This window comes from Paraburkholderia bryophila (assembly GCF_003269035.1).
Classification (GTDB): domain Bacteria; phylum Pseudomonadota; class Gammaproteobacteria; order Burkholderiales; family Burkholderiaceae; genus Paraburkholderia; species Paraburkholderia bryophila.
The window spans coordinates 292,637-316,968 of record NZ_QLTK01000003.1 but is presented as its reverse complement, the minus strand read 5'-3'; the positions used below and the strand labels follow the sequence as shown (position 1 = coordinate 316,968).

Sequence of the window (24,332 nt, the reverse complement as noted above, 5' to 3'; positions counted from 1 at the left end):
CGGGTTATGAGAGGATCAGTGCGCGGGCGGGATCGAGCACGATCATCTCGCCCCGCAAATGGTCGATACGGCGAGCCAGTGCCGGCTTGTCGGCGCCCTTGCGGCTGACTAACGTTTCGAGCGACTTGAGCAACTGGTGCTTGATGTCGAAGGCGAGCGCGGGCTCCCAGTGAATCAGTTTCAGCGATTGCGCGGTAGCGTCCAGTTCGCCCAGCAGCGACAGGGCGACTTCCGGTCGGCCGGCGTGCGCGGCAAGGCGTGCCATGACCACGCGTTGCAGATAGCGCCCGCGCTCGGTCCTGACGCCGGGCAGCGACTCCAGCCAGACGAAGGCTGCCTCGAGCGTCTGGTTCGTACTCAGCTCGCGTGCCTGCGCTTCGATTTCGGACCAATCGCCGCCGGTGTCGACACGTTGATCCGCCGTCACCGGCAACGGTGCCATCGCCTCGCCGGCTTCCAGGTCGCGCACCACCGCATGCCGCGCGATCCATTCTCGAGTCGTGTCGTCGGCGAACGGTGTGCCGTCGTTGAACGCCAGCCGTTCGATGCCGGGCAAGCGGTCGAGAAACAGCGCGATGTCGGCCCGCAACAGCTCGCGCCAGGCGCTGTACGGTGTGCCCAACTGATCGAGCGCGATGTGCTGGAAATACTGCAGATCAAGCCACAGATGGTTTGCACCCTCCATGAACGCGCCTTCCACACGTTCGACCATTTCATGCCACTGTTTTTGCAGAACAAGCCGCCTCATCTGCTGAAGTGACTCCGGGCGTGGCGGCATAAGACGCGTGCGTGCCTCGATGTCGGCGGGTGGCGTCTCATGCAACGTATCCCAGCGCACGCCGCGCACGAGCCTTGCGGATGGCAGATAGCCATTTTCCTGGTCGCGCAGATAGGCCGCCATTGCGCGGGCCTGATCGAGCAGGTCGCGTCTGGAGGACACCGCGCCGGCGGTTTGTGCGTTGTGTGCGTTGTGTGCGTTGTGTGCGTTGTGTGCGTGTGTGCTTGCTGTGTGCCGTGTGCGTTGTGTGCGGTCGGTGCTTGCTGTGGGGTTTGCGTGGTCCTTGCGCGGGCTGGCGCTGCTGTGTGGTCTGCTTCAGGGTCGGGCCCAGGTGTGTCGTGGCGCTCGAAGCGGGCAATCAGCGCCTGGAGGTTCGGGCGAGCTGCCTCACTCCACAGGCTCGTTGCCGTGGTCAGCAAATTCAGCGCGACGCTCACGCGTTCGAAATCCGCGGGCGCGAACGCGCCATGACTCGCAAGCGAATCGATAATCCGCGCCGTGGCAAACCACTCGAGCGCGGCCCTTTTTGCTTCAGGACGCACGGGCAGCAAAGCGTCGCCAAAACGGTCGATCAACGCCGCCGTCAGATCCAGTCCGTCCGCGAAGCCCGCCGGTCCGTGCTGACGCAGTTGGGCGAATGCATGGTAGCCGGCGACGCGCAGATCCTTGCCGACCTCCTTGAGCAACTGCTCGCAGGTGGCGACGATAAGCGCGTCGTCGATACCGGAAAGCCGCGTGACCTCGTCCTTCAGCATAAAAAAAGCATCGTCGTAACCGGGATCGCGACCCACGCCGGCCACGTTGCCGCCAGCAATGGGTTGCAGCCATGCGTCCCAGCGGACGTAGCGCTCGCGCACCGGTTGCTCGGCGTCGCGCGACGACAACAGGCCTTTTTGAAGAGTCGGCAGCATGATCATTCGGACTCCGGCGCGGTGCCTTGCGGCAATGGCATGGTGGCGTGATGCGCCGCGGCGATCGCAGCAGCCGGTAGTGGAGGCGGCGACGCGTCGGCCAGTTTTTGTGCAACCTTCGCGCCGCCGCCGACGAAGATTCGCGACGGCAGCGAAAAGTGACGCAACGCGAGGACTTCGAGCGGCCCTCTCCCCGCCTCACTGCGCAACTGCACTTTCAGCGGCAGGCCCGCGCCTTGGTCCGGCGACCAGCTGATGAGATAGCGGGCGCTGTCCTGCGGCGTCACTGTCGCGTGTTCCAGCAGCCGGATCAGACCAAATCGGCCCGCTGCGTCCAGCGCGCTGCGTACACCGCCCTGGTCGGTTTGCCACTCGATGCGCGAGAGGTTTTCCAGCGCGTCGCCAGGCCAGACGAAGGGCGTCCACGCCGCCTGCTGGTTGAAGTAGTGCAACTCGCGGCCCGAGAGCACGAACCTCGTGTCGGTCACGCCCGCGGTGGGGACGCCGCGCAACTCGAAATGCACCTGGGCCTCGCCTGATTGGAACAGCACCGTCGACACCTGCGTGAGCCTGTTCAGCGCCGTGAGAAAGATGGGATCGACCGTCAACGCACCGCGATTCGCCCATTGCGCCAGCACCCAGCGATCGCCCTGCCGCTCGACGATACCGGCGAGTTGCGTCGCCACGAACTGCGCGATCACACCGTTGTCCACGCGCATGAAACGGCCCATTTCCGGCAGCGATGCGTCGTTGTCGGAATCCGCAAACGGATAGCGGCCGGCGAAAACCTGGTTCCAGTCGGCCACGACACCGGTGCGCCAGACGTCGTTCAGGCTCGCCGCGGCCGGCTGCAGCACCACCCGCCACGTCTGGTCGAACGGTTGTTGCAGCAACTCGCCGAAGCCGGCCCACTGCACGCCCAGACTCGCGGCCACCCGATTGGCGTAATCGCGACTGTCGGCGATATCCGACGTGCGCCCTTGCAGCACGGCTTGCGCGGCCGCACGGGACATTGTGTCGGGATCGCCGCCGGTCATGATCTGCTGCAACTTCAAGCGCATAGCCGTGACCCGCTCGAGGTAGCGTTGCACGCTGAGGTCGCCCGTTACGGCGAACTGCGCGGGCGGTTTATCGTTGTTGCCCGAACCGCCAGGATCGTCGCCAGTCAGCCGCATCAGGGGTCCGAATGCGGTGGCGAGCGGCGTCGCGGTGCGGGCATTGATGAGCTTCGACGGATTCGCTTCTGCGGCGCCGACGAGATGTTGCGCCTTGCCGACCAGCGTGTCGGAGAGCGACGGCCCGAGCGCGCCGACATGCCCCTGATAGACGATCACCTTCATCAGCACGCCAAGCGGCGAGCGCTGCGGATCGGCCAGCAACGTCAACTGGTCGATCGTGCCGGATAGCGTGGCGTCCCGTTGCCAGCGAATGCTATTGAGGAACCGCTGCCAGGCACCCGCGTAGTCTTCGAAATAGCGTTGCCGCAATTCGGCCTTGAGCGTCGAGCGGAATGGCTTGCCCGAGCGCGTGTCGGACAGCACCCAGTCGCCGCCGACGTTGCGCCGTTCGTCGGCTTCGTCGATCGCTTTCGAGATGCGCTCGTCCCACGCCGTGCGGGTGAAGACGCCGGGCAGCGCGACCGTGGTGTTGAACAGGCCACGACTGCTGGTGTCGCCCAGCAACGCGGCGAGTGACAGCGGCGGGTACTTGCCGCGGTTTTCGTCCAGAATCTGCCGGTAGAGCGCATCGGTCGAATTCTGCAGGCCGATGACGCCGATCAGGGTTTGACGGGCGGCACGGATAAGCGACGCGTCGGGGACGATGGCTGGCATCCCACCACGACTCGACACACGACGCCCGAGGTGAGCCGCGTAAAACCGAAGGAGACGCTGCCGAAGGTCTTGCCACGCACCGTCGCTCAGAGCCGAGCGTTGCGCGCGCGTGGGTGGGTCCATGGCGAGCAGTTGCGCGGTGAGAAATTTTGCGTCAGCGTGTTCCGGCCGCGCGAGCATCAGGTAGGTCTTGAGCGTTGCGTAGGCCGCCTGGGTCTGCCGGTCGCCGCCGCTGGCGATTTCAGCATCGGAGAACGAGCTGAGTTGCCGTAGCTGGGCCTCGAGCACGGTGCGGATTCGCTGAACCAGAATACGGTTGGTCGCGACCTCGTAGACTGGCCAGAGCGCCGCGAGCAGTTCGACGTTGCGATTCAGGCCGAAACGGGTGTACCAGGGCGCGCCATCGCGTTGCATGACTTCCAATGTGTCGAGTTGCTTTTGCAGGTTGTCGAGCGCAAGTGCGGCATCGCGCGGGTCTTGCGTGGGCGAAAGTCTGACGGTCGTCGCGGCGGCCGTCCGGATAGCGGCGGATTGGGTAAAGCCCGACAGGTTCATGCCGACGATCCAGCAAGCAATGCAGGCCGTCGCGATCCAGGCAGCGCAAGTGGACGCCGACAAACCGATCCGGCGACCGTGGATGCGGCGGCTGTGGATGACGATCGTTTGCCAGATTGCAGGCGAAACGTCGCCGCGGTCTGCAGCGAGCGGCAATGTATTTTCAGAATCGTAGTGGTCTGGTTTGCTCGCGTATTCGTCTTGCGGGGCCTCTTGCGGGGCCTCTCGCTGGACCGACGTGGATACGGGATTCCCTTCGTTGAAACGTGGCGCGAACAGAACGCCGTGAATCGATACACGCCCGCCGCGCCCCCGCCCGATCTGCACGACGAACGCGGACAACGCCGCTCGATACCGTGCGATGTGCGCGGACAATGCGGCCGGATAGCTGTCTGCCACATTGTTCGTCAGACGCATCACCCCGCGCTCGGCCAGGTCGTCAGCAAGGCGGTGCAAGGAGGCCTCGACTGCGTCAGGCCGTGCCCGTGCGCTCGACCAGGTACAGCCGGTGACTTCGTCACCTGACAACGTGTCGCCTCCGATCCCGGTCATGCTCACGACATACGCCGGTGCGGACCAGCACAATGCGCGAGCGTGACGCGCCAGGCACTGGACAAGCTGCGCATCGTCCTGCATCTGCTGCCGGCCGATCCGCGTTTCCGTGACGACCGCCGTGGCATCGACCGGACGACGACGGCGTGCTCGCCGGATCCGTTCGAGCCACGCGATGTCGGGTCGATCGCCAATTTGCCGCGCTCAAAGCAGAACGGTATCGCCGACGATCGCATAACCCGACTGCGTCAAACCCGGCGCAAGACGCTCTATCAGCACGATATCTCCGACCACCATGACCCAACGATCGCGATAGCGCCATCGCCAGCCGTGACGGTTTATTAACGTCAGCTTCAGGTTTTCGAAGCGGTGTTCGATGAGATCGAATTCCGGCAATTTCGCCGCGCCCACCCTTGCCGACGGTTCCCGCTCATACAGCGTCTTGTTGCGCCCCGGAGCGTGGTGCGCGGCAAACCGCCATGCGGAGGCGAGGTGCGCACGCGCGAGCAATGCGATCACGCCGACGATCAGGACGGCGCCAACTCGACGATAGGGCGAGGGATCCCGTTCGGCTCCGTCGAAGTATGCGAAGAGCGCAACGAGCGCCGTCAACGTGACGACCAGAATCCAGTAGCCTGAGATTTTTCTCAGAGGCATGGCGCGGGCGCCCTCTCTGTTGGGTCGCAGGCGTGCCTTGCAACCGGATTCACCACGGCCAGCTGGAGCGATCCGGCCCGATACGCGACGAGTTGCGGTGTATGGGCTTGCGCTACGTGTTCGACGGCAAAGGCGGTCGCAAGCCAACCGGCTGCGACTCCGGCATGGCCCAATGTGGTGTCGATATCGTGTACGCCGGACAGGTTCCAGGACTTTGAGAGACCCAGCGACAGAGCCGACGCGCTCTGCAGGATGGCGGGTTTGTCGTCGGACGCGAGGCCGGCCTGCCATAGGTCACCGAGCTCGGGGGCCGTCGATCGTCCCCAAAGCAGCGCCTTGAGAAGCGCATCGTCAAGCGCACCGGTTCCAGCGTCCGCCGGACGGTGCAGCATCGCGAGCGGTTTCAGCCCACGCCGTTCGAGTAACGGCGGCCATCCCAGCAGCAACGCCACGGCCGCTTCCGCGCTGTTGTGCGGCGGCGTGGCGTGTAGTTGCGCACAGACGTAGAGCGTGACTTTCTCCAGTGCGACGTCACCTCGAACGTCCAGCCAGCCGTCCAACGGCATCAATCCCTGTTCTGCGAAAAGCCGCGATGCTTTCGCCGGTCGCAGGCCGCTCTCTCGCCAACAGCTCTGCCAGATCGCCGACAAATCGTCCTGTTCCAGATTTTCCGGATTGACTGGCAACGCAAGGCAGATGTTGAACGGCACGTCTAGTGGCAAAGTGGCAATGGCAGGGCCGATTTCATCCAGCAATTCAAGGAAACACGCGCGATAGCGTTCGGGAAGGCTCTGAAGCTCACCGAATTTCAGGGCCGTGTGCCGCACTGCGCTGCCGCCTGAATGTGGCACCCGGGCGTTTAAGATCGAATGTGTAGCCACTATCTGTTTGGCGGCCTGTCCGATTTGTAGCGCGCTTAGATAGCGACATTCCAGCACGGCCAGGGGCTCGCTTGCGAATAGCAGCGCTTTCGCCTGATCGTCCTTTAGCGTTGCTACTTCGGCGCGCACCCGCTCCGATTCCTGCTCGTAATAGAACAGTCGAAGTCCAAATGCAACGCAGAATCCCAGTGCCGGTAGAACAAGCAGTTTCGTCCAGAACCAGGGCGAGCCGGTGGGCTCGCCTTGGGGCCAGGTGAATAAGGTGCCCCCTGCTCCGGCCAGCATGACGAGCATCAACAGGCCCAGCCAGACGACGAGGCGTGGCGGCACAGGCGGCGCATCCGTGAACGATGCAATAGGCAGGTCTACCGGCATGGCGGTCGATTTATAAAAGACTTGAAATCAAACGGCATCCGCACATGGCCCGGCAACCATGTCGCGCGACCGGCACGCCGTGGTCCGTGGTCGACTCATCGCCCTCAATGATCAAGTTAGGGCGGAGGTCGTGTTTGGGACAGCACACCCGATCACCTTTGCGCGCGACGAATCGTCCGTCGTAACGCATGACGGATGACGCGCTGATGACCCGGCCTCCGTGGTCGGTGGGGTCGCCCAGGCGGATTAGGTTTGGCATGGTTTGTCCTGTTTGTCGGGGGTGGGGCACTCAATCTGATCAAGGAACAACGCAACGGCTACTGGGAAAAATTGAAGAATCCTTTCTGATTCGGCCGATTGTTCTGCGGAGGTGGAAAGCCGGGCTTGATCCGCATCGAGTTGGCGCCTTGCTTGTCCCACGCCGCGCACTTTTCGAGGATGTCGCCAGGCGTGCCGTTCTCTATACCCTGCGGCGTGATCCGAATATAGGACCCACCCGCACCGATCCAGACTTCCTTGCCGGCGGATAGAATCAATTTGCCGTCGGTACTCGTGATCGATATGTCTTTTAAGGCGGCAAGGTTCATCGCGTCGCTTTGGGCTTGAATGTCGACCTTTCCTTTCGCAGCAAAGAGCTTCATTCCCAACCTTTGCGCAAACAGCGACACTGCGTCGCCAGCCGAGGCTGTGAACCGTTTGACGGCACCGATATCAACGTTGCCGCTCGCCGTAGCGATCAGATTCTGTCCAGCGCTCATCTGCAGATGACTGCCGCAAACGAGGCCCATGCCCGCCGGAGCCGCAAGCAAAACAACCGCCTGTTTCAGATCGGTCAACTTGTCGTGAAGCAGCGTTTTCTGTTTGGCGCACTCCGCGGCAATCGCCTGTGCAGCCAGGGCGGCGTCCGCAAGCGTTTCCATCTGCTCAAGCGCCTGCTCCAGCAATAATTGCGCAGCCTGCATGTCGAGCTGCTTGCCGCTTGCGGCCGGCTGCGCGTCGGCCGAGATGAGAATCCCTCTCCCGCCACGGATCGCAACGTGTTCGTCCGTGCGCAACTCCGCCCCCTGCCCGCGCTCCTTGTGCTGCTCGTCGACCAGATGACCCAGGTTCAGCTCGCTGGACTGGAACGGCGTTGTCAAATGGATATGCTCGCTCCCCGACCTGTCCTCCATCCGCAGTTCATTCCGTGCGACCGTGCGAATAAGGTTGCGCGTGTGATTCAGGTTGTTCACCAGATCCGGATGCAGACTGTCGTGCATCGCACCGACTATCACAGGCCGGTCCGGGTCGCCCGCTGTAAAGGCGATTGCCACCTCCGCGCCATCGATCAACGGGAAATGGTGACCGTAGTTCTCGCCGCTATAGGGTTTCGCAAGTCGGACCGGCCGGCTCGTGCCACCGGGACTCCATGCGTCGAGATCGAACGGCAGCCTGATCACGTACCAACCCTCTTCCGTCAGATACGCGCGTGGGTAGTTCGCCGGCGATGTGATCCGCGCCGGCAGGATGCCGTGGATCACCGGCCGCTTCTCAGGCACAACCGGCGTACGCCAGACACGATCGGACGGAATTGCCGTGAACGTGTTCGAGTACGCGTCGCTGCGGCCGCCGCACGATTCGACCGACGTAATCAGCAGACCATGCGGCGCTTCCGCGGGATTACTGTCCAGTCCCAGCACCTCTCCCGCTTCCAGCCCGAACGCGTTACCGTTGCCCGCGTAGCTAATCTGTTGCGACAGATGCGCCTCATGACGCAACCCAGCTAGCCACCGGCCTTCTTCCACCGTCTCGTAATGCTCGCCCCAGCGCGATTCGACGGCATTCGTCGTCCGCTCATCCTTCGCGGCATTCTGCTCGACGAGCAGCGGCATACCCGCCTGACGATGGTTGTAGTCGTTCAGTTGAACCGCTTCGGGCACCCGGCGCATATGCCGCGCAAGCGATTTGACGGACTCCGCCCCGACGCTTTCCAGACCGGCATCGCGCCGCAACGGCGCAACCCGTTGACGCCGCGCGTAAGCGTCCAGATCATCACCAAAGACGATGACCTCATGTCCCTTCGCCTGTTCGAAACGAAACCAGATGCCCTCGTCCGCCGCGATACGCTGGATGAACGCCAGCGTCGTCTCGTGATATTGCGTGATGTAGTCGTGACGCCTGTATCGCGCACGCAGGCTGAACCGGAAGTCGACACCCTCGCGGAATTCGCCGTGCCTCAGCGCGTCGGCGATGATCTCCCGTACAGACTGTTTCTGGAACAGCCGGCTGGTGACCGCGCGCGCCAGATCCGCCGTGCGTGGCTCGATGACCAGACGGTAATGGGTCTCATCGGCCGACGTGCCGAACTGGTCGAATTGCGTCACGATGCCGTGCACCGTCTGCGCCGTGGGCAGCCCACTTAAGTTCGCCGCCTGTTCGCCGATCCACTTCTGCGGACAACCCGCGCTCGGATCCAGCGGCTTGACCATGAACCGGGCCGGTCGCCCCAGCACCTGATCCATCGGGATATCGGCAATCGGACTCGTGAACTCGATTTCGTAGCGGTACAACTGACTGAGCGCGTCATGGCCTGCAAACTTCAACACTGAAAACGGCGCCGGTTGCGGCGCCAGCTTCAGCGTGTATGCCTGCTTTGGCAAAACTATCGATCCCATTGCACACTCCTCACGACTAATGCATCCAGTTCACAAGCAATCACGCGGCGGTCCTCAACAGAAACTCGGGGTCCCCTCCACCATGCTTCAGCCAACCGCACGCCCCACGTCCGGTTAGCTCTTTGCCTTCGGCATCTGCGACACCAAGGACAAACCGATATCCATTCCTTCCACCTGAAAATGCGGCACGATGAAAAGCTTGATGCGGAAGAACCCCGGGTTATCGTCGATGTCCTCCACCATCACTTTCGCCTCGCGCAACGGATGCGACGACTGCAGTTCATCGCCAGGATCTTTCATCTCGGTCACGAGACCCTTGATCCAGCTATTCAGCTCAAGTTCGAGCAGACGCCGGTCTTTGGTCGTGCCAATGTTTTCGCGCTGAATCAGCTTGAGGTAGTGCGCGATACGTGAAAGCAGAAAAATGTAGGGCAGGCGCGCGTTGATACGACTGTTCGCAGTTGCCTCCGTGGTCTCGTATCGAGCGGGTTTTTGCGCCGAACTGGCTGAGAAGAAGCACGCGAAGTCGTGGTTCTTATAGAACGACAACGGAATGAAACCGAGGTTAGCGAACTCGAATTCCCGCGTTTCGGGAATCAGTACTTCGGTCGGAATCTTCGGCTGATAACCGGTGCCGAGGTCGTACAGATGAACCGGCAGGTCTTCGACCTTGCCACCGGCCTGAGGCCCGCGAATCTGCACGCACCAGCCGTTGCTCACGAAACTTCGCACCATGTTCGCGGCAAATGCAAACGACGCATTGACCCACAGATAGCGGTCATGGTCCGCGCCCTTCACTGCTTCCTCATAGCTGAAACTACGTACCGGCGTGGTGTCCGCCCCATAGGGCAAGCGCCCGAGCACGCGCGGCATGGTCAGTCCGATGTAGCGCGCGTCGTCCGTGTCACGAAAGCTCTTCCATTTGATGTACTCGGCGCGGTCGAGGTAGTTGCCGATATCCTGGATCGCGGCAACTTCTTCCATGGTTTTCTTACCGAAAAACTTCGGCCCCACCGAGCCGACGAAAGGCATATGCGCAGCCGACGCCACCTTGGAGAGATTGCGCAGCAAGCTGATATCTTGCGGCGAATTCGTGAACTCGTAGTCGCCGATCATTGCGGTGATCGGCTGACCGCCGGGCGTGTCGTATTCCTCGATGTAGGTGTGGCGGTACAGGCCGCTCTGAACGAGCTCAGGCGTATCTTCGAAATCGCGCAACAGACATTCTTTCGATGCATCGAGCAACTCGATCCTCACGTTCTTGCGAAAGTCCGTGCGGTCGACCGTGAACTTCAGGCCCCGCCACCGGCTTTCCAGCGCCTGAAATTCTCGGGCGTGCATCACGGCGTCGAGTTGCCGGCCGATCTGCCGGTCGAGCCGCCCAATGTGAAAATCGAGCAACGACTTGTCGAGACGGTCGACCTGCCTGCTGCCCTCGCTCACCAGATTGAGGAACACGCTCATCGCTCGCGCAAGCCGTTCGTCGGCCGACGACTCGGAGAGCAGATCGTAATCCTGGAAGGCTTCTACCGGGCGGGCTTCGTTGACCGGTCTCAGGTTGATCTTGCTGCAAAGCGATTCGTAAACGTTGGGGCACGCCAATACTGCGATTCCCGTTGCACCGGATTGCTGTGGTTCGTTGCGTTCCATGAGATGTCCTGTCGCGATGGTGGTCCAAAATGTGCCGGCAGCGAGCCGCTTTGCACTGACTCGCCTCAGGCATGGCCTGCAGGCTGTGATGCTGCCGTGGCGATCTGACCGAGTTCGCCGCGCAGCCGCTCCGAGAGCGGCTTGTCTCTCAGGATTTTTTCGAGCTCCCGGCGGAACGTAGCGTTATCGAGAAGATTCGACTTCAGGTCACGCAGCAAATTGCGCATGGCAAGCAACGCTTGCAGTTGGGGAATCTGACGCGCAACCTGCTCTGGCTCGAAGTCTTTCATCGACCTGAAACTAAGCAAAACCGCCAGTTCGGACCCGTCATCCGCCAACGTGTTCTCGGTCGTGATCTTCAGTTCAGGGCTGAGGTCGGACAGAACCGAGTCGAAGTTGTTTTTGTCGACGTTGATCTTCTTGCGCTCCGCGAGCGGCACCTGCTCGTTGTTGACGCTGAAGTCGCCAGCCATTAGCAGCTTCAGCGGCAATTCGACCTTTTTCTGCGCGCTACCCGTGTGGAGGTCGAGCGTGATCTGCACGCGGCTCTTTGGAATTTCTCGCTGAAAACTGTCCATGGGGGCTCCTTGGAAAAGGTTGGGTCACAGGGAAGAACAGGAGGAGATCGTGACCGGCATGCCGGACAACACGACCATTAATTCACGCAAACAATAGACACACTCATTACGTGCCTTCATATAAGCCATGTCGACAAAAAAACACTATCAATTTCGCTGATTTTTCCGCCACCAATTAAACGACCAAAGCGTCATCCGGTCAATCAAAAATGCTTATCTCAATTCATATTTATTCTGAATACATTTCAATACCACAATCGGCATAATTTCTCAAAATAAGGAAAATTTCCAACTCAATTTGGAGACACTTTATGCGCATAGAAGACAATACAGAAGGCATTTCAATTCATGAAATCCATCAACATTCACACAAATTCAGCAATAAAAACTCTTAAGTCAAAAAAAATACACTAAGAATCCCTTGACGATTTTTTTCAATTAAATTTACACACCCAATAGAACATGAAATTAAAATAATCACGTACGTCGCCCCGCCTAACGACATATACAATCCGTCCTTAAAAACAGGCGAAATAGCAAAGAACCTGCTCATGCGAATCGACAAACCTTTGTGGCACGACGGCCTGATACTCACTCAGCAGCATTTCCAGCAGCAGGAACGCTGGGGGGACTTCGCGCACCGTCAACTCACATCGGTGGCAGTGTGCGAACCGTGGGGAACGCTGGGTGTCGAAATCGACGAAGAGGCGCTCGCCACCGGCCGGCTCAAGCTCACAAGGCTCAAAGTTCGCTTTCCTGACGGCACGCCGGTCGATACGACGTTGGCCGGCGCGTTGCCTCACGCCCGCGACCTGACGCGCGGGATACCGAACGATCTGCAGAGTGCGGTCGTACACGCCGCTATCCCGCTGCTGAACGCGACCGGCAGCAACTGCCGTTTTGATGGAACAGCACTAGCGCGCCCGCGTCGTTCATATCGCGAGTTTGTCCGCGTCATGGATCTGAACGGCACAACAGAAACGGAAATCGCTGTCGAACGCCATGCAGTGCGACTGCTCTTCGATTTCGAATCGCATGCGGACGACACACTGTGTCCAATCGCAAGGCTCATACGGGGTACCAACGGCCAGTTCCAGGTGGACCCGCTTTATGTACCGCCATGTCTGACGTTGTCGGCCCACCCGCTGCATCTGGAGCGAATGACGCGACTTGCGGACATCCTGCTCGCGAAGAGCGAGGCACTCGGCGCGCGCAAAAGGGAACGTATGGAACAGGTGATCGAATATGGCGTCGCAGACGTCTCCCTGTTCTGGCTTTTGCACAGCATTCACAGCTACTGGCCGCAACTTCGATTACTTGCAACGCATTCGAATCAGCCGCCTATCCGGCTCTACAACCTGCTCGCTCAGTTGGCAGGCGTGTTGACTACGTTTTCGACCGGCGCGCGGCTTACCGATATTCCGGTGTATGACCATGCGAACCAGAATGAGATTTTCGGGAGGCTGGAAACACTGATACGCAACCTCCTCGACACGAGCATTCCCTCGCGCGTGATCCCGATCGCGCTAACGCGCAAGAACGCCACGACATGGCGCGGCCAGTTCCTCGACGAGCGGCTGACTGCCGCTGCCGACTACTACCTGTCGGTCAATGCGTCGCTGCCACCGTTTGATCTGATCGACCAGGTCCTGCAACTGTGCAAGCTCGGCGCGCCCGACGACGTCGAAGAGATTGTCAATGCTGCACTCGCGGGCATTCCTATTAAGGCCGTTCAGCGCGTGCCGGCGGCCATTCCCGTACGACTGGACAATCACTACTTCGCAATTGAGGCGCGCAACCCCGCTTTCACGAGAATGCTGGCCGCACGCGCATGCCAGATTTACCTGCCGGGTTCGGTGCCGGACGCCTCGCTCGAACTCTACGCGGTGCTTCATTCATGAGCCGGTTCATGGACATTTTGTGTGATGTCACCCCGATGGGAAACCCGCCAGTAGCACACCGCGGTTCGGGCACCAGTATGCGGGGTTTGCTCCGAGACACCGCGCTGCAGGTAAGCATGCTCAATCAGGGTGGCATAGCTGAGCCCGTGCCAATCCTGCGTAAGCGCTGCCTGGAACTGGTAGTGGAATTCGCGGCGACCCTCGAACAACGCGGTATTGCCGCAGACGTGCGGGAAGACGCACTGTATGCCCAGTGCGGCTTGCTTGATGAGACGATCCTCAGATATCTGCCGTTGGACCAAAGACATCAGTGGGACGCGCAGCCCTTGCAGGTCGAACAGTTCGGTAAGCACAACGCAGGCGACCATGTCTTCGAGCGACTTATTGAGCGTATGCGCGAAACGCCGCCGAACATCGATCTGCTCGAATGCTATTCCGCCGTGCTTGGACTCGGTTTCACAGGGCGTTACGCGCGAGAGGGCGAAGAACGGCGTGCTGCGTTAATCGCCGCACTCGAAGCGCAGATCGCCAAATTTCGCCCCGCGGTGAGTCACGGTTTCATCGGCGATTGCAGCAGTGTGCGGCTGACCGACTGGCTGCGCTATGTGTCGCCGTGGGGCATCGCGGGCGCCAGTTGTCTGGTTGCCGTACTCGTCTACATTGCCTGGAGTCACGCGCTCGACGCTCAACTTGCCCGTTTTCTCACCCCCCTGGCGGCTGTCAAATCGTGACAGCCAAAATTGCACCCCAAATTGCACCCGAAATTGCGCCTCTACGCACGCTGAAGCGCGCCCCTCTCGTGGGCTTTGGCTATCCTTTTCACCTGGTGACGCGCTTTGCAACCATGTTGGCGATGGCCTACGTCTTTGTGCTGCCGCCGGGTAGGCCGGGGCTGACGTATTCGCTCGCGGCAGCTCTGGTGTTAATCGAGTTGGTGGCAATCGTCGCGCGCACCTGGCAGCTCAGCCGCGTACGCGCGCGGAGCCGCGCCGTGATCGCTGCATTGGGCTCGACGACGGCCGACCTCCCGCTCGGCCTCCCCTTCGATCTACGCGCGCGTATGCCGGTCGTCATGGTGATAGGCGACGCGCTCGCCAACCTGTTCAATCGCGAAGGCCACGAAAATGGTCTGGCGCAGATCGGCGACGGGGCCATCTGGCTCCGGGTGGACCGACTGCAGGATTTGCCATCGCTGGCGATCGCCATCAGACAATGGCGCGACGGCCGCGCCCCCGATGCCGTCGTGTTGTCGATCGCACCGGCGCTCCACGCCACAGAAGACGCGTTGAAACAGCAACTCAGCCGCGCGCGTCAGGCTGTCTCCGACGCTTCGCGCATGCTTGGCGAACGGCTGCCCGGCTATATCGCGATGTACCAGCGTCTAACGGCGATCGGCGCTAGCCACGGCGCGCCGTCGTGGTACGGCGTATCGTCGGCCACACGACTTCAAAACGCCCTGCGCTTCGAAGCCGTGATTCGTGCAGCGGAGACCAAAGCGTCGGCCACCGGAGCTCAAGCCCAGCCTCAACCGGCCGAACCTCCTCAAGCCGAACCTCAACAGATCGAACCTCCTCAGGCCCAATCTCCTCAAGCGGAACCTCAACAAGTCGAATCTCCTCAAGCCAAACCTCAACAAACGCTCAGCAATCCGATCCCCGCCGCTCGTGCGGCGAGGCTGGCCTCACTAATCGACTGGACGGATCGCGTGGTGATCAGCGCACTTGCCGACCGGCGGCACCCTGCCGCGCCGTGGGCGCTTTACGGCGCGGGCTGGATTGACTGCGGACCGGCAAGTCACCCCGACGCGCCGTGGATGCGCGATATGGCGGTTCGAACCCACGTTCACCCCGCGCCCCTCCCCGCATCGAGTTCACCGTGGCCACTGCCTCAGCCATTGCTCGAAGCGCTACCCAAGCGCCCGCGGACATCGCCTAGTCACGCGGCACTGCTGCACGCGTTCGCGCTGCTCGCCGTCGCGATTGCACTCGCCATGTCGAGCGCGGCGCTCCAGAACCAACGGATAGTGGCCCGCATCGGCGCCGAACTAGGCCGGTTTGAAGCGATCCCGGCCACTCACGATAATGCGCGTCGCGACGCGCTGCAAACGCTCATTGCGGAGCGCGACCAGTTCGATCGGTACGCACGCATGGGCGTACCGCTGAGTCTGTCGTTCGGCATGTATCGGGGAGCGGCGCTCATACCCGTGCTCGAGAACGCGATCGCGTCCTATCAGGCGCCGCTTTCGCCGCCGCCCGTCGTCACGCTCGACAGCATGTCGTTGTTCGACAGTGGCCAGTCGGCGCTCAAAGCGGGTTCCACACGCGCGATCGTCGCAGCGCTCGACCTGATCAAAGCGCATCCGGACAAGCGGATTCTCGTCGCAGGCTACACCGACAACGTCGGCAATCCGGACAGTAATCAGAGGTTGTCGGTTGCTCGCGCGAGCGCGGTGCGCGACTGGTTGATCGATGCCTCGGGTCTATCGGCCACGCGCTTCGCCATTCAGGGCTATGGCGAAACCCGGCCACTCGCGAACAACGGCACCAACGCGGGGCGCGCCAGAAATCGCCGCGTGGAAATCACCCTCGTGCCCGACACGTCGGCAGCGACGGGCACCTGAAAGCTTAACGTTCATGGTTTTTTTCCGCCCGAAGCATGCCGCTTCGGGACTGGCAGGCTCGGACCGACCGGGCAATGTTCACAGTCATAGACAAGGAGTCACGCAATGGCAATTCCCGCCTACATGTGGATCAAGGACGACGGTGGCGCCGACATCAAAGGTTCGGTAACCGTGCAGGGACGCGAAGGTAGCGTCGAAATCGTGGCACTGGACCACGGCGTGAGCATCCCGACCGATTCGAATACCGGCAAGCTGACCGGCACGCGCGTGCACAAACCCATCACTTTTACGAAAGAAACCGACGCGTCGACGCCGTACTTCTATAAAGCGGTGACAAGCGGCCAAACACTGAAGTCGATCGAAATCAAATGGTATCGAATCGATGACGCGGGCAAGGAAAAAGAGTACTTCAACACGAAGCTCGACAACGTGAAGGTGGTCGCAGTGAATCCGAAGATGCTCGACATCAAGAATCCTGCGTACGAGAAACACAACCATCTTGAAGATGTGGAGTTGCGCTACGAAACGATCACCTGGTCGTACAAGGACGGCAACATCATCCACAAGGACACCTGGAACGAACGCTCATGACGCAACGCTTTCCAGACTGCCTGTCGGTTCGACCGGGCGCAATCCGATCACCGGTCCACTTCACGCGCCGGTACTTTCATTCACGCTTCGTCGTCGCATACATCTAAGCACGCACATCATGCCGACCGGTCCATCCTTATACGACATGCTGCTCGGGCACATCGGCGGCGAACCGCTCAGCGCACACAGCGCCTCGACGCTTGAAGTCATGAGCGTCATGCGTAATGTCGAGCGGATTCTGAACACGCGAGCCGGATCACTCAAACATGTTCCGGGCTTCGGGCTGCCCGACCTGACGAATATCTACAGGGCGCTACCAGCTTCCGCGCATCTTCTCAAGCAACAGATGGAAGCCACGTTGCTCGCTTACGAACCGCGAATCGGCTCGGTCGACATAGAAATCGACGACGCCCTCGACGAGGAACCCGATCCGGGCATCACGGTGCGTTACGTGATGACCTGCCACCTGAGAAAGACCGGGCTCGTGCGCTTTGGCACGTACTTCGAACCGACGGGACGCCTGCGTCTTCAGTACAAACCGCGGCAACGCGTTGAACACGGAAAGCCACGATGAAACGACATCAAGCAAGATCACAGCCGGTTCGCCCGAAGCGCCTGGACGTCAGCAGGGAAAGGCTGCCTGCAGTGAACGAAGGATCGCGAGACCGACCGGAAAATCGTCGGAAATACCGGGATGATTGGTAAAGAATTCGTCGAGCAACGGATAGACGTTCTGGTTGCCGATAGCAAGGTCGGTCGGCGGGCAAAACAGCGGCGCGCGTTTCTTCGCGACCAGATCGCCGTTCGCCCAACCCAGCGCGTTGATCGTGCCGGTAATGTAGGCCGCGTAAACCGAGTTGTTGTCCGTGTGAGCCCATTTCCGGTATTGGGCGGCCGTCATCTCGGCGTTCGCGTTGAGAGTGAAACACGCTGTCAGCAGTGCCAGCGCCAATGTCGATACCCGCATCGTTGAACCTTCAGGCTGTGTCGCAAAAACGGCCATTGTAGGCGAGCCGGGTCATCCCGCGCAGATGCCCGCTCCATGGTGGTATTCCGCAAGCATTACATTGGGTTTCTGTAAGCGGCGCAGAACATCGTTGCGCTACGACAAAACGTACCGAGACCTGCGTTCAGGCATCGAAATTCAGGCATCGAAAGAGAGGAAGAGTCCGAAAGAAAGCCGGCTATCAAGTACTCCGCGTTGCACGCCTCACGGCGTGCCGTTACGACAATACCGGCGGTAGCCCTCCCGCGTGGCAAGGCGCGCCATATAGGCCGTGACCGCAGGGAAATCGTCATGCCGCAGCGGCGTTTCCAGCCAGCGATTAATGGACAGCGCGATCGGAATATCGGCCAGCGAAAACGACGGCCCCGCGATAAACCCACTCGTGCGCGCCAGTTGCTGGTCCACCAAGCCCATCTGCCGCGCCCAGTTCGCACGCGACAGTTCGATCTGCCGCGGGTCCTGATGAAGCGGCGACTGCCTGACGAGCGCCAGAAACGCGTAGCTCCAAGCGCGGTTCAGTTCGCTCGCCTGCCAGTCGATCCATTGATCGCATCGCGCGCGGGCGCAGGGATCGGTGGGGTACAGCGACTCGCCGTGATAGCGGCCGGCCAGGTAGCGGATGATCGAGTTCGATTCCCACAACACAAACTCGCCGTCCTGGATCACGGGGACCATTGCATGGGGGTTCAGCGCGAGAAACTCCGGCGCCGTGGTGGCGCGAAAGCCCGAGCCCCAGTCTTCCTGTTCGAACGCCAATCCGAGTTCGGCGCAAGTCCAAAGCACCTTGCGGACGTTAATCGACGAGGTCTTGCCGAGTATTTTTAGCATGCTTCAAAGCGTAGCCGCGATTCGCCGTCGACAACATGGACAGTTGGCATGCGGCGCACCAGGCCAGCGCACGCAATGCAACGAAAACAATGAAACGCAACGGAACGAAAACAACGCCACACACCGCAGGACACGCAATACCCAAACGCCCCTTTCCATCGCCATTTTGATCAGCCAACCCAAAACCCGAAATCCATGCGATGATTTGATCAAATCCCACGATACAAAAAACCCAGCTTCCCGACCCGGCAGCGCGCCGCGCCGCCTTCATCAACCGACTGGAGTTCATCTTGCCAAGCGACCTACGCGACGATCTGCGCGAATTTCTGGAGCATCACCGAATCCATGAAGTGGAATGCGTGATACCGGACATGACGGGCGTCGCGCGCGGCAAGATCGTGCCGAAGAACCTGTTCCTCGCGCAGGGCAAGATGCACATGTCGAACGCGTTGCTGATGATCACCGTCAACGGCGAGTTCGCGGATTTCGAGCGCTTCGTGGGGCCGAGCGATCCCGACATGGTGTGCATCCCCGATCCGAACACGGTGCGGCTCGTGCCGTGGGCGATCGAACAGGTCGCGGTGGTGATCCACGATTGCGTCGGACTCGACGGCCAGCCGATCGGCATCTCGCCGCGCGCGGTGTTGCGGCGCGTGCTGAAGCGCTACGAGGCGCGCGGCTGGCGGCCGGTGGTGGCGCCGGAAATGGAGTTCTACCTGATCGCGCAAAACAAGAATCCGCACGAACCGCTGCGCTCGCCGCTCGGTCGCGCCGGCCGCCACGAGGCCGGCCGCCAGTCGTTTTCGATCGATGCGGTCAACGAATTCGATCCGTTCTTCCAGGATCTGTCGCGTTTCTGCGAGATGACGCAGCTCGGCGTCGAGACGCTCGTGCATGAAGTCGGCGCCGGGCAGATGGAAATCAACTTTTCGCACGGCGACGCGCTCGATCTCGCCGACCGCGTGTTCCTGTTCAAACGCGCGGTGCGTGAAACCGCGTACCGTCACGGCATTTTCGCCACCTTCATGGCCAAGCCGATGGAGCAGGAACCGGGTAGCGCGATGCATATTCATCAGAGCATCGTCGATCGCGAAAGCGGCCGGAATATCTTTTCGCAGCCGGACGGCTCGGCGAGTCCGCTGTTCTTCAACTACATCGGCGGCTTGCAGAAGTACATGCCGCAAGCCATGCCGATGTTCGCGCCGTACGTGAATTCGTACCGGCGCCTGTCACGCTTCACCGCCGCGCCGATCAACGTGCGCTGGGGCTACGACAACCGCACCTGCGGCATCCGCGTGCCGAACTCCGATGCCGACGGCAGGCGACTCGAGAACCGCGTGCCGGGCGTCGACGTGAACCCGTATCTCGCCATGGCCGCCACCCTCGCCTGCGGCTACCTCGGCATGGTGGAGCAGCAGGAAGCCTCGGCGCCGATGGTGGAAAGCGCGTACGACCTCGAATACGAATTGCCGCGCGGCCTGGAAGACGCGCTCAAGGCGCTGATGAAATGCCCCGAACTCGCCGACGTATTGGGCGAGAGTTTCGTGCATGCCTATTGCTCGGTGAAGGAAAAGGAATTCGAAACCTTCTCGCAAGGTATCACCGCGTGGGAACGCGAGCATCTGCAACTGCTCGTCTGAACTTCCGAACGTCAGAACACCGGCCACGCATGAAATCATCATTGGAGAGCCAGCCCTTGAATACCCGTCACGGCATCAACTGGGCGCGGGCTCAGGCACTTGCCCAGCGCGAACGTCACGCGTTCGTCGAGGCCATGCCGAAGTCGCGCGCGTTGTCCGAACGCGCGGCGCGCCATTTACTGTTCGGCGTGCCGCTGCACTGGATGAACGACTGGTCCACGCCCTTCTCGCTGTACGTGGATGAAGCGCGCGGGGCGTCGTTCACGGACGTGGACGGTCATCGCTACGCCGACTTCTGCCTCGGCGACACCGGCGCGATGTTCGGCCATTCGCCGCCGCCCGTGGCGCGCGCGCTGGCCACCCAGGCGGCGCGCGGCTTGACCACGATGCTGCCGGGCGAAGACGCTGCGTGGGTCGGCGAAGAACTCGCGCGGCGCTTCGGGCTGCCCTACTGGCAGTTCGCCATGACCGCGAGCGATGCCAACCGCTTCGCGCTGCGCTGGGCGCGCGCGGCGACCGGACGCAAGCAGATCGTCATTTTCAACGGCTGCTATCACGGCACGGTGGACGACGTGTTCGTCGACCTGGTCGACGGCAAACCGGCGCAGCGCGACAGTCTGATCGGCCAGGTGCACGACCTGCTCGAAGCGACCCGCGTCGTCGAATTCAACGACCTCGCCGCGCTCGAACACGCGTTGAAAGACGGCGACGTCGCCTGCGTGCTGGCCGAACCGGCGCTGACCAACATCGGCATGGTGCTGCCCGAGCCGGACTACTGGCGGCAGGCCCAGGCGTTGATGCGGCGCTACGGCACGCTGCTCGCGATCGACGAAACGCACACCATCAGTTGCGGACCGGGCGGCTATACGCGAGCGCATGGGCTCGAACCCGACCTGTTCGTGCTCGGCAAGCCGGTGGGCGGCGGTTTTCCGTGCGCGGTGTACGGCTTCAGCGCGGAGCTCGCGGAACGCGCGCAGCGCGCCAAGCGCGAGGCGCCGCCGGGTCACTCGGGCATCGGCACCACGCTCACCGCGAACATGCTGGCCATGAGCGCGATCCGCGCCACGCTCGCCGAGGTGATGACGGAGGCCGCCTACGCGCATATGTTCGCGCTTGCCGGGCGCATCGAGAGCGGACTTCGGGACGTGATCACGCGGCATGGGCTCGCGTGGTGCGTGACGCGCGTAGGCGCGCGCAGCGAATTCCAGTTCATGCCGCAGCCGCCGCGCAACGGCGCCGAAGCCGGACGGCAACTCGACCCCGAACTGGAGCAGATCGTGCATCTATACCTGCTTAACCGGGGCGTGCTGATTACGCCGTTTCACAACATGATTCTGGTGTGCCCGGACACGTCGTTGCAAGACGTGGACCGATTGATCGGCGCGTTCGATAACTGCCTGGGCGAATTGACGTGAAACGGGCTGCATATGCCCTCTTGCGAAGTCGCGCAGCCTCGGGCAACGAGGCTCGCGCACGAGGCGCAAGAAACACGAGAAGTAAAGGAAGCGCACCAACCACGCAAACCGCACTAACCGCACAACGGCCCACCACGCTAACCTTCCGCCCTTTTTCCTTACCCTTTCCACGGCGCGCGCAACAGGCTCCATGAAAACTTCGCTTCATCAGACGCTGCAGGATCAAACCTATGACACGCTACGCCAATGGCTAACCATCGGCCGCTTCGTGCCGGGCGAGCGCATCAAGATCCGTCACGTGGCGGCTGAACTCGGCGTCGGCGAAATGCCGGTGCGCGCCGCGCTGCAACGGCTCGCGGCCGAATCGGCGCTGGTCAACGTGCCCAATTGCGGCGTCACGGTACCGCGTCTGTGCAAGGCGCAATTCGACGACGTGCTGCGCGTGCGCCTGATTCTCGAAGGTCAGGCCGCTGAACTGGGCGTGCCGCATCTCACCTCGCACGAACTGGCCACGCTGGCGCAACTGAACGCGCAAATGATCGACGCGCTACGCGCCGCGAACCCCAAATGCTATCTCGACGCCAACGAAGCATTCCACCTGATCCTGTACCGCGCGGCCGGCTCGCCGCTGCTGCTCGATCTGATCGAAACGGTGTGGCTACAGGTGGGGCCGATTTCGAATCTGCTGTTCGGCGACGCGCACTTTGCCGGCACGCTCAACGACGCCCACGACGAACTCCTGAACGCCGCGACCGCGCGCGACGCCGCCGGCGTCCGCCGGGCGATCGAACGCGATTTAAGCCACGCGGCGATCTGTTTGCGCGAACAGTGCGATTAACGGCGAGTCCATCAAATCAAACCTTCAAACCTTCAGCGTCGCCTGTTCGAGAATCATGTCGTAAAGCGCTTGCGCCGCCGGTGACAACTGCGCGGTTTTACGCGCGACGAGAACCAGCGTGCGCGACACGACCGGATGCGTGAGCTCGACGGTCCTAACCGTCGGATAAGCGCCCTTCTGCAACGCCAGCGCCGGCACCACGGCGGCGCCCACCCCTTGGGCGACCAGCCCCACCGCGGTCGAACTGCGCTGCACTTCGTAGAACGAGCGCAAGGCCAACTCGCTCGTCTCCAGCGCAACGTCGAGCAACGCGCGGTTGCCGCTCACCTCGCCGGCAAAGATCAGCGGATACGATTGCAACTGGCGCCACGCGAGGCGCCGCCGTTTCGCGAGCGGATGAGCCTGATGGCAAATCAGCACGTAGCGGTCTTCGGTCAACGGCACGCTCGCCAGATCCGGGTGATGATCGCCCGCGATATTGATGCCGAACTCGACTTCCCGTCGCAGCACCGCCGCCTCCACCGCCGACGACGCGTGATCGAGAATCTTGATGCGGTTATGCGGATACCGGGCGGAATACGCTTGCAGAATGCGCGGCAAATATTGCACGCCGACGGTCGGCACGCAGGCGATCGATACATCGCCCCGCCGCGCCACACCCGTTTCGCGAATTTCGACCAGCGCGTCGGCAAGCTCACCGAGCAGACGGCGCGCTTGCGGCAGAAACCCGCGGCCGATTTCCGTCAGCGCCATGGAGCGCGTGGTCCGTTCGATCAGCGTGACGCCGAGAAACGTTTCGAGCTTGCGTAGACGCTGCGTAATGGCCGTTTGCGTGACATGCAGCGAATCGGCCGCGCTTTGAAAGCTGCCGCGATCGGCAATCGCGACGAAGGCCTGAACGCCGAGCGTGTCGATTTTCATTAGAAAAATGAAGGAATCGGGAAGATAAATTCATTTTACTCTGCGTACGACGCCGCCGAGAATAGCCGGATCGGATCGGTTCAAGATACCCACACGGACCGGCGACCAGCGGATTATTCCGCCATCGACACCGGCCAACAACGCGAATCCCCACGCACGAAAAGGAGCGTCACATGACATCGACGACGGATTGGTATGCGAAGCAGTACGTGCTGTTCGAAAACGAGCGCACGCGCCCGGTCAAGGATCTGCTGGCGGCCGTGCCGGCCACGGACGTGCGGGTTGCGGTGGACATCGGCTGCGGGCCCGGCAATTCCACCGAAGCGCTGGCCGCGCGTCTGCCGGGCGCGGCGGTCAGCGGCCTGGACAGTTCCGCCGACATGGTCGCGGCCGCGCGCAAACGCCTGCCGCAATTCCAGTTCGACATGGTCGACATTTCCACGTGGGACGCGCCGGGACCGTACGATCTGATTCTCGCCAATGCCGTGCTGCAATGGGTGCCCGACCACGAGCGGCTGTTCCCGTCGCTGGTGACGAAACTCGCGGCGGGCGGCAGCCTCGCGGTGCAGATGCCGGACAATCTCGACGAACCGGCGCACCGCCTGCTGCGCGAAATCGCGGTGGATGGCCCGTGGGCGCCGAAGCTGGCGGGCGTCGAACGCACCATGCGGCATGGCGCGGCCTGGTATTACTCGCTGCTCAAACCGCTGTGCGCGCGGGTCGACGTGTGGCGCACCGTCTACCACCATCCGCTGACGGGCGGCGCGGATGCGGTGGTCGAGTGGTTCAAGGGGAGCGCGCTGCGGCCGTTTCTGGCCCAACTCGACGACGCCGAAGAGCCGGCGTTTTTGCAGCGCTACCGGGACGAGATCGCGCGGGCGTATCCGGCGCTGGAAGACGGCACGGTGTTGCTGCCGTTTCCGCGGCTGTTTGTCGTCGCTACGCGCTAGATTTTGCGGGGTTGCGCGCTGGTCGCCCGGGTGGCGAAAACGCGCGCCGGCGGCCGGTTTCGTGCGCTTGGGCGCGTCCGGCATGACGCGCTGCCGGGAAAGGTGCGCCAGGGTACGTCAGACATTGCCGCGCGCGAATTCTGCGTGATATTGTTCAGTGAAAGCGGAGGACGGTGGTTGCCGTTCTCACTGACATGCC

20 protein-coding genes and 1 pseudogene are annotated in these 24,332 nt (G+C 61.7%); 9 read left to right on the top strand and 12 right to left on the bottom strand.

From position 1 onward, the window contains the following. Positions 1 to 4: 4 nt before the first annotated feature. The 8 genes and pseudogenes from tssA to tssB all read right to left on the bottom strand — a co-directional run bounded on the left by tssA (position 5) and on the right by tssB (position 11,423). Positions 5 to 1,692: pseudogene (tssA, locus tag BX591_RS36750) on the bottom strand (type VI secretion system protein TssA). Then, on the bottom strand, positions 1,692 to 4,532 hold the full coding sequence (locus BX591_RS08220) for an ImcF-related family protein (RefSeq protein ID WP_338068884.1): 2,841 nt from the start codon (positions 4,530 to 4,532) through the stop codon (positions 1,692 to 1,694). The pseudogene tssA and the gene BX591_RS08220 overlap by 1 nt, the downstream one beginning before the upstream one ends. 300 nt (positions 4,533 to 4,832) lie before the next feature. After that, complete coding sequence (locus tag BX591_RS37225; RefSeq protein ID WP_338068883.1) at positions 4,833 to 5,240, bottom strand: hypothetical protein; 408 nt, start codon at positions 5,238 to 5,240, stop codon at positions 4,833 to 4,835. A gap of 35 nt (positions 5,241 to 5,275) precedes the next feature. Continuing rightward, positions 5,276 to 6,541, bottom strand: a complete 1,266-nt coding sequence (locus BX591_RS08215) for a hypothetical protein (RefSeq protein WP_111930157.1) — start codon at positions 6,539 to 6,541, stop codon at positions 5,276 to 5,278. Positions 6,542 to 6,551: 10 nt separating this feature from the next. Beyond that, the gene (locus BX591_RS08210) at positions 6,552 to 6,800 is read right to left on the bottom strand and encodes a PAAR domain-containing protein (protein ID WP_111930156.1); all 249 of its coding nucleotides are present in this window, start codon (positions 6,798 to 6,800) and stop codon (positions 6,552 to 6,554) included. 58 nt (positions 6,801 to 6,858) lie between these two features. Next, complete coding sequence (locus BX591_RS08205; protein ID WP_111930155.1) at positions 6,859 to 9,195, bottom strand: type VI secretion system Vgr family protein; 2,337 nt, start codon at positions 9,193 to 9,195, stop codon at positions 6,859 to 6,861. A gap of 114 nt (positions 9,196 to 9,309) precedes the next feature. Then, the gene (gene tssC / locus BX591_RS08200) at positions 9,310 to 10,845 is read right to left on the bottom strand and encodes a type VI secretion system contractile sheath large subunit (protein ID WP_111930154.1); all 1,536 of its coding nucleotides are present in this window, start codon (positions 10,843 to 10,845) and stop codon (positions 9,310 to 9,312) included. A gap of 65 nt (positions 10,846 to 10,910) precedes the next feature. Next, positions 10,911 to 11,423 carry a type VI secretion system contractile sheath small subunit gene (gene tssB, locus BX591_RS08195; RefSeq protein ID WP_111930153.1) on the bottom strand — a complete coding sequence of 171 codons (513 nt, stop codon included), beginning with the start codon at positions 11,421 to 11,423 and terminating at the stop codon, positions 10,911 to 10,913. Positions 11,424 to 11,974: 551 nt separating this feature from the next. Between tssB and tssK the strand changes: the two genes are divergently transcribed. The 5 genes from tssK (at position 11,975) to tssE (ending at position 17,109) form a co-directional block, all read left to right on the top strand. Beyond that, positions 11,975 to 13,324, top strand: coding sequence for a type VI secretion system baseplate subunit TssK (gene tssK / locus BX591_RS08190; RefSeq protein ID WP_111930152.1), 1,350 nt, complete (start codon positions 11,975 to 11,977; stop codon positions 13,322 to 13,324). Then, complete coding sequence (locus tag BX591_RS08185; protein WP_244146872.1) at positions 13,321 to 14,055, top strand: DotU family type IV/VI secretion system protein; 735 nt, start codon at positions 13,321 to 13,323, stop codon at positions 14,053 to 14,055. Before tssK ends, BX591_RS08185 begins: the two co-directional genes overlap by 4 nt. Next, entirely contained in the window at positions 14,052 to 15,944 is a 1,893-nt protein-coding gene (locus tag BX591_RS08180; protein ID WP_244146871.1) for an OmpA family protein, read from the top strand. Before BX591_RS08185 ends, BX591_RS08180 begins: the two co-directional genes overlap by 4 nt. A 105-nt stretch (positions 15,945 to 16,049) precedes the next feature. After that, a complete protein-coding gene (locus BX591_RS08175) occupies positions 16,050 to 16,535 on the top strand; it encodes an Hcp family type VI secretion system effector (protein ID WP_111930150.1) in 486 nt (161 codons plus the stop codon). Between the two features lie 118 nt (positions 16,536 to 16,653). After that, positions 16,654 to 17,109: a type VI secretion system baseplate subunit TssE gene (tssE, locus tag BX591_RS08170; RefSeq protein ID WP_111930149.1), complete on the top strand. Its 456-nt coding sequence runs from the start codon at positions 16,654 to 16,656 to the stop codon at positions 17,107 to 17,109. 48 nt (positions 17,110 to 17,157) lie between these two features. Here tssE and BX591_RS08165 read toward each other — a convergent pair whose 3' ends face one another. From BX591_RS08165 to BX591_RS36040, 3 genes are all read right to left on the bottom strand, one after another. Next, complete coding sequence (locus BX591_RS08165; RefSeq protein WP_244146870.1) at positions 17,158 to 17,436, bottom strand: hypothetical protein; 279 nt, start codon at positions 17,434 to 17,436, stop codon at positions 17,158 to 17,160. Between the two features lie 309 nt (positions 17,437 to 17,745). Beyond that, the gene (locus BX591_RS08160; RefSeq protein ID WP_111930148.1) at positions 17,746 to 18,369 is read right to left on the bottom strand and encodes a glutathione S-transferase family protein; all 624 of its coding nucleotides are present in this window, start codon (positions 18,367 to 18,369) and stop codon (positions 17,746 to 17,748) included. Then, positions 18,335 to 18,658 (bottom strand): hypothetical protein, encoded by a 324-nt coding sequence (locus BX591_RS36040; protein WP_146749741.1) that lies wholly within the window; start codon positions 18,656 to 18,658, stop codon positions 18,335 to 18,337. Before BX591_RS36040 ends, BX591_RS08160 begins: the two co-directional genes overlap by 35 nt. A gap of 1 nt (position 18,659) precedes the next feature. Between BX591_RS36040 and BX591_RS08155 the strand changes: the two genes are divergently transcribed. From BX591_RS08155 to BX591_RS08145, 3 genes are all read left to right on the top strand, one after another. Next, positions 18,660 to 20,009, top strand: a complete 1,350-nt coding sequence (locus BX591_RS08155) for a glutamine synthetase family protein (RefSeq protein WP_111930147.1) — start codon at positions 18,660 to 18,662, stop codon at positions 20,007 to 20,009. A gap of 56 nt (positions 20,010 to 20,065) precedes the next feature. Next, positions 20,066 to 21,424, top strand: coding sequence for an aspartate aminotransferase family protein (locus BX591_RS08150; protein WP_111930146.1), 1,359 nt, complete (start codon positions 20,066 to 20,068; stop codon positions 21,422 to 21,424). A gap of 190 nt (positions 21,425 to 21,614) precedes the next feature. Further along, on the top strand, positions 21,615 to 22,262 hold the full coding sequence (locus BX591_RS08145) for a GntR family transcriptional regulator (RefSeq protein WP_111930145.1): 648 nt from the start codon (positions 21,615 to 21,617) through the stop codon (positions 22,260 to 22,262). A gap of 24 nt (positions 22,263 to 22,286) precedes the next feature. On the opposite strand, the gene BX591_RS08140 is transcribed toward BX591_RS08145, so the two are convergent. Continuing rightward, positions 22,287 to 23,183, bottom strand: coding sequence for a LysR family transcriptional regulator (locus tag BX591_RS08140; RefSeq protein WP_111930144.1), 897 nt, complete (start codon positions 23,181 to 23,183; stop codon positions 22,287 to 22,289). Between the two features lie 173 nt (positions 23,184 to 23,356). Between BX591_RS08140 and tam the strand changes: the two genes are divergently transcribed. After that, positions 23,357 to 24,133 (top strand): trans-aconitate 2-methyltransferase, encoded by a 777-nt coding sequence (gene tam / locus BX591_RS08135; protein WP_111930143.1) that lies wholly within the window; start codon positions 23,357 to 23,359, stop codon positions 24,131 to 24,133. The last annotated feature ends 199 nt before the right edge of the window (positions 24,134 to 24,332 follow it).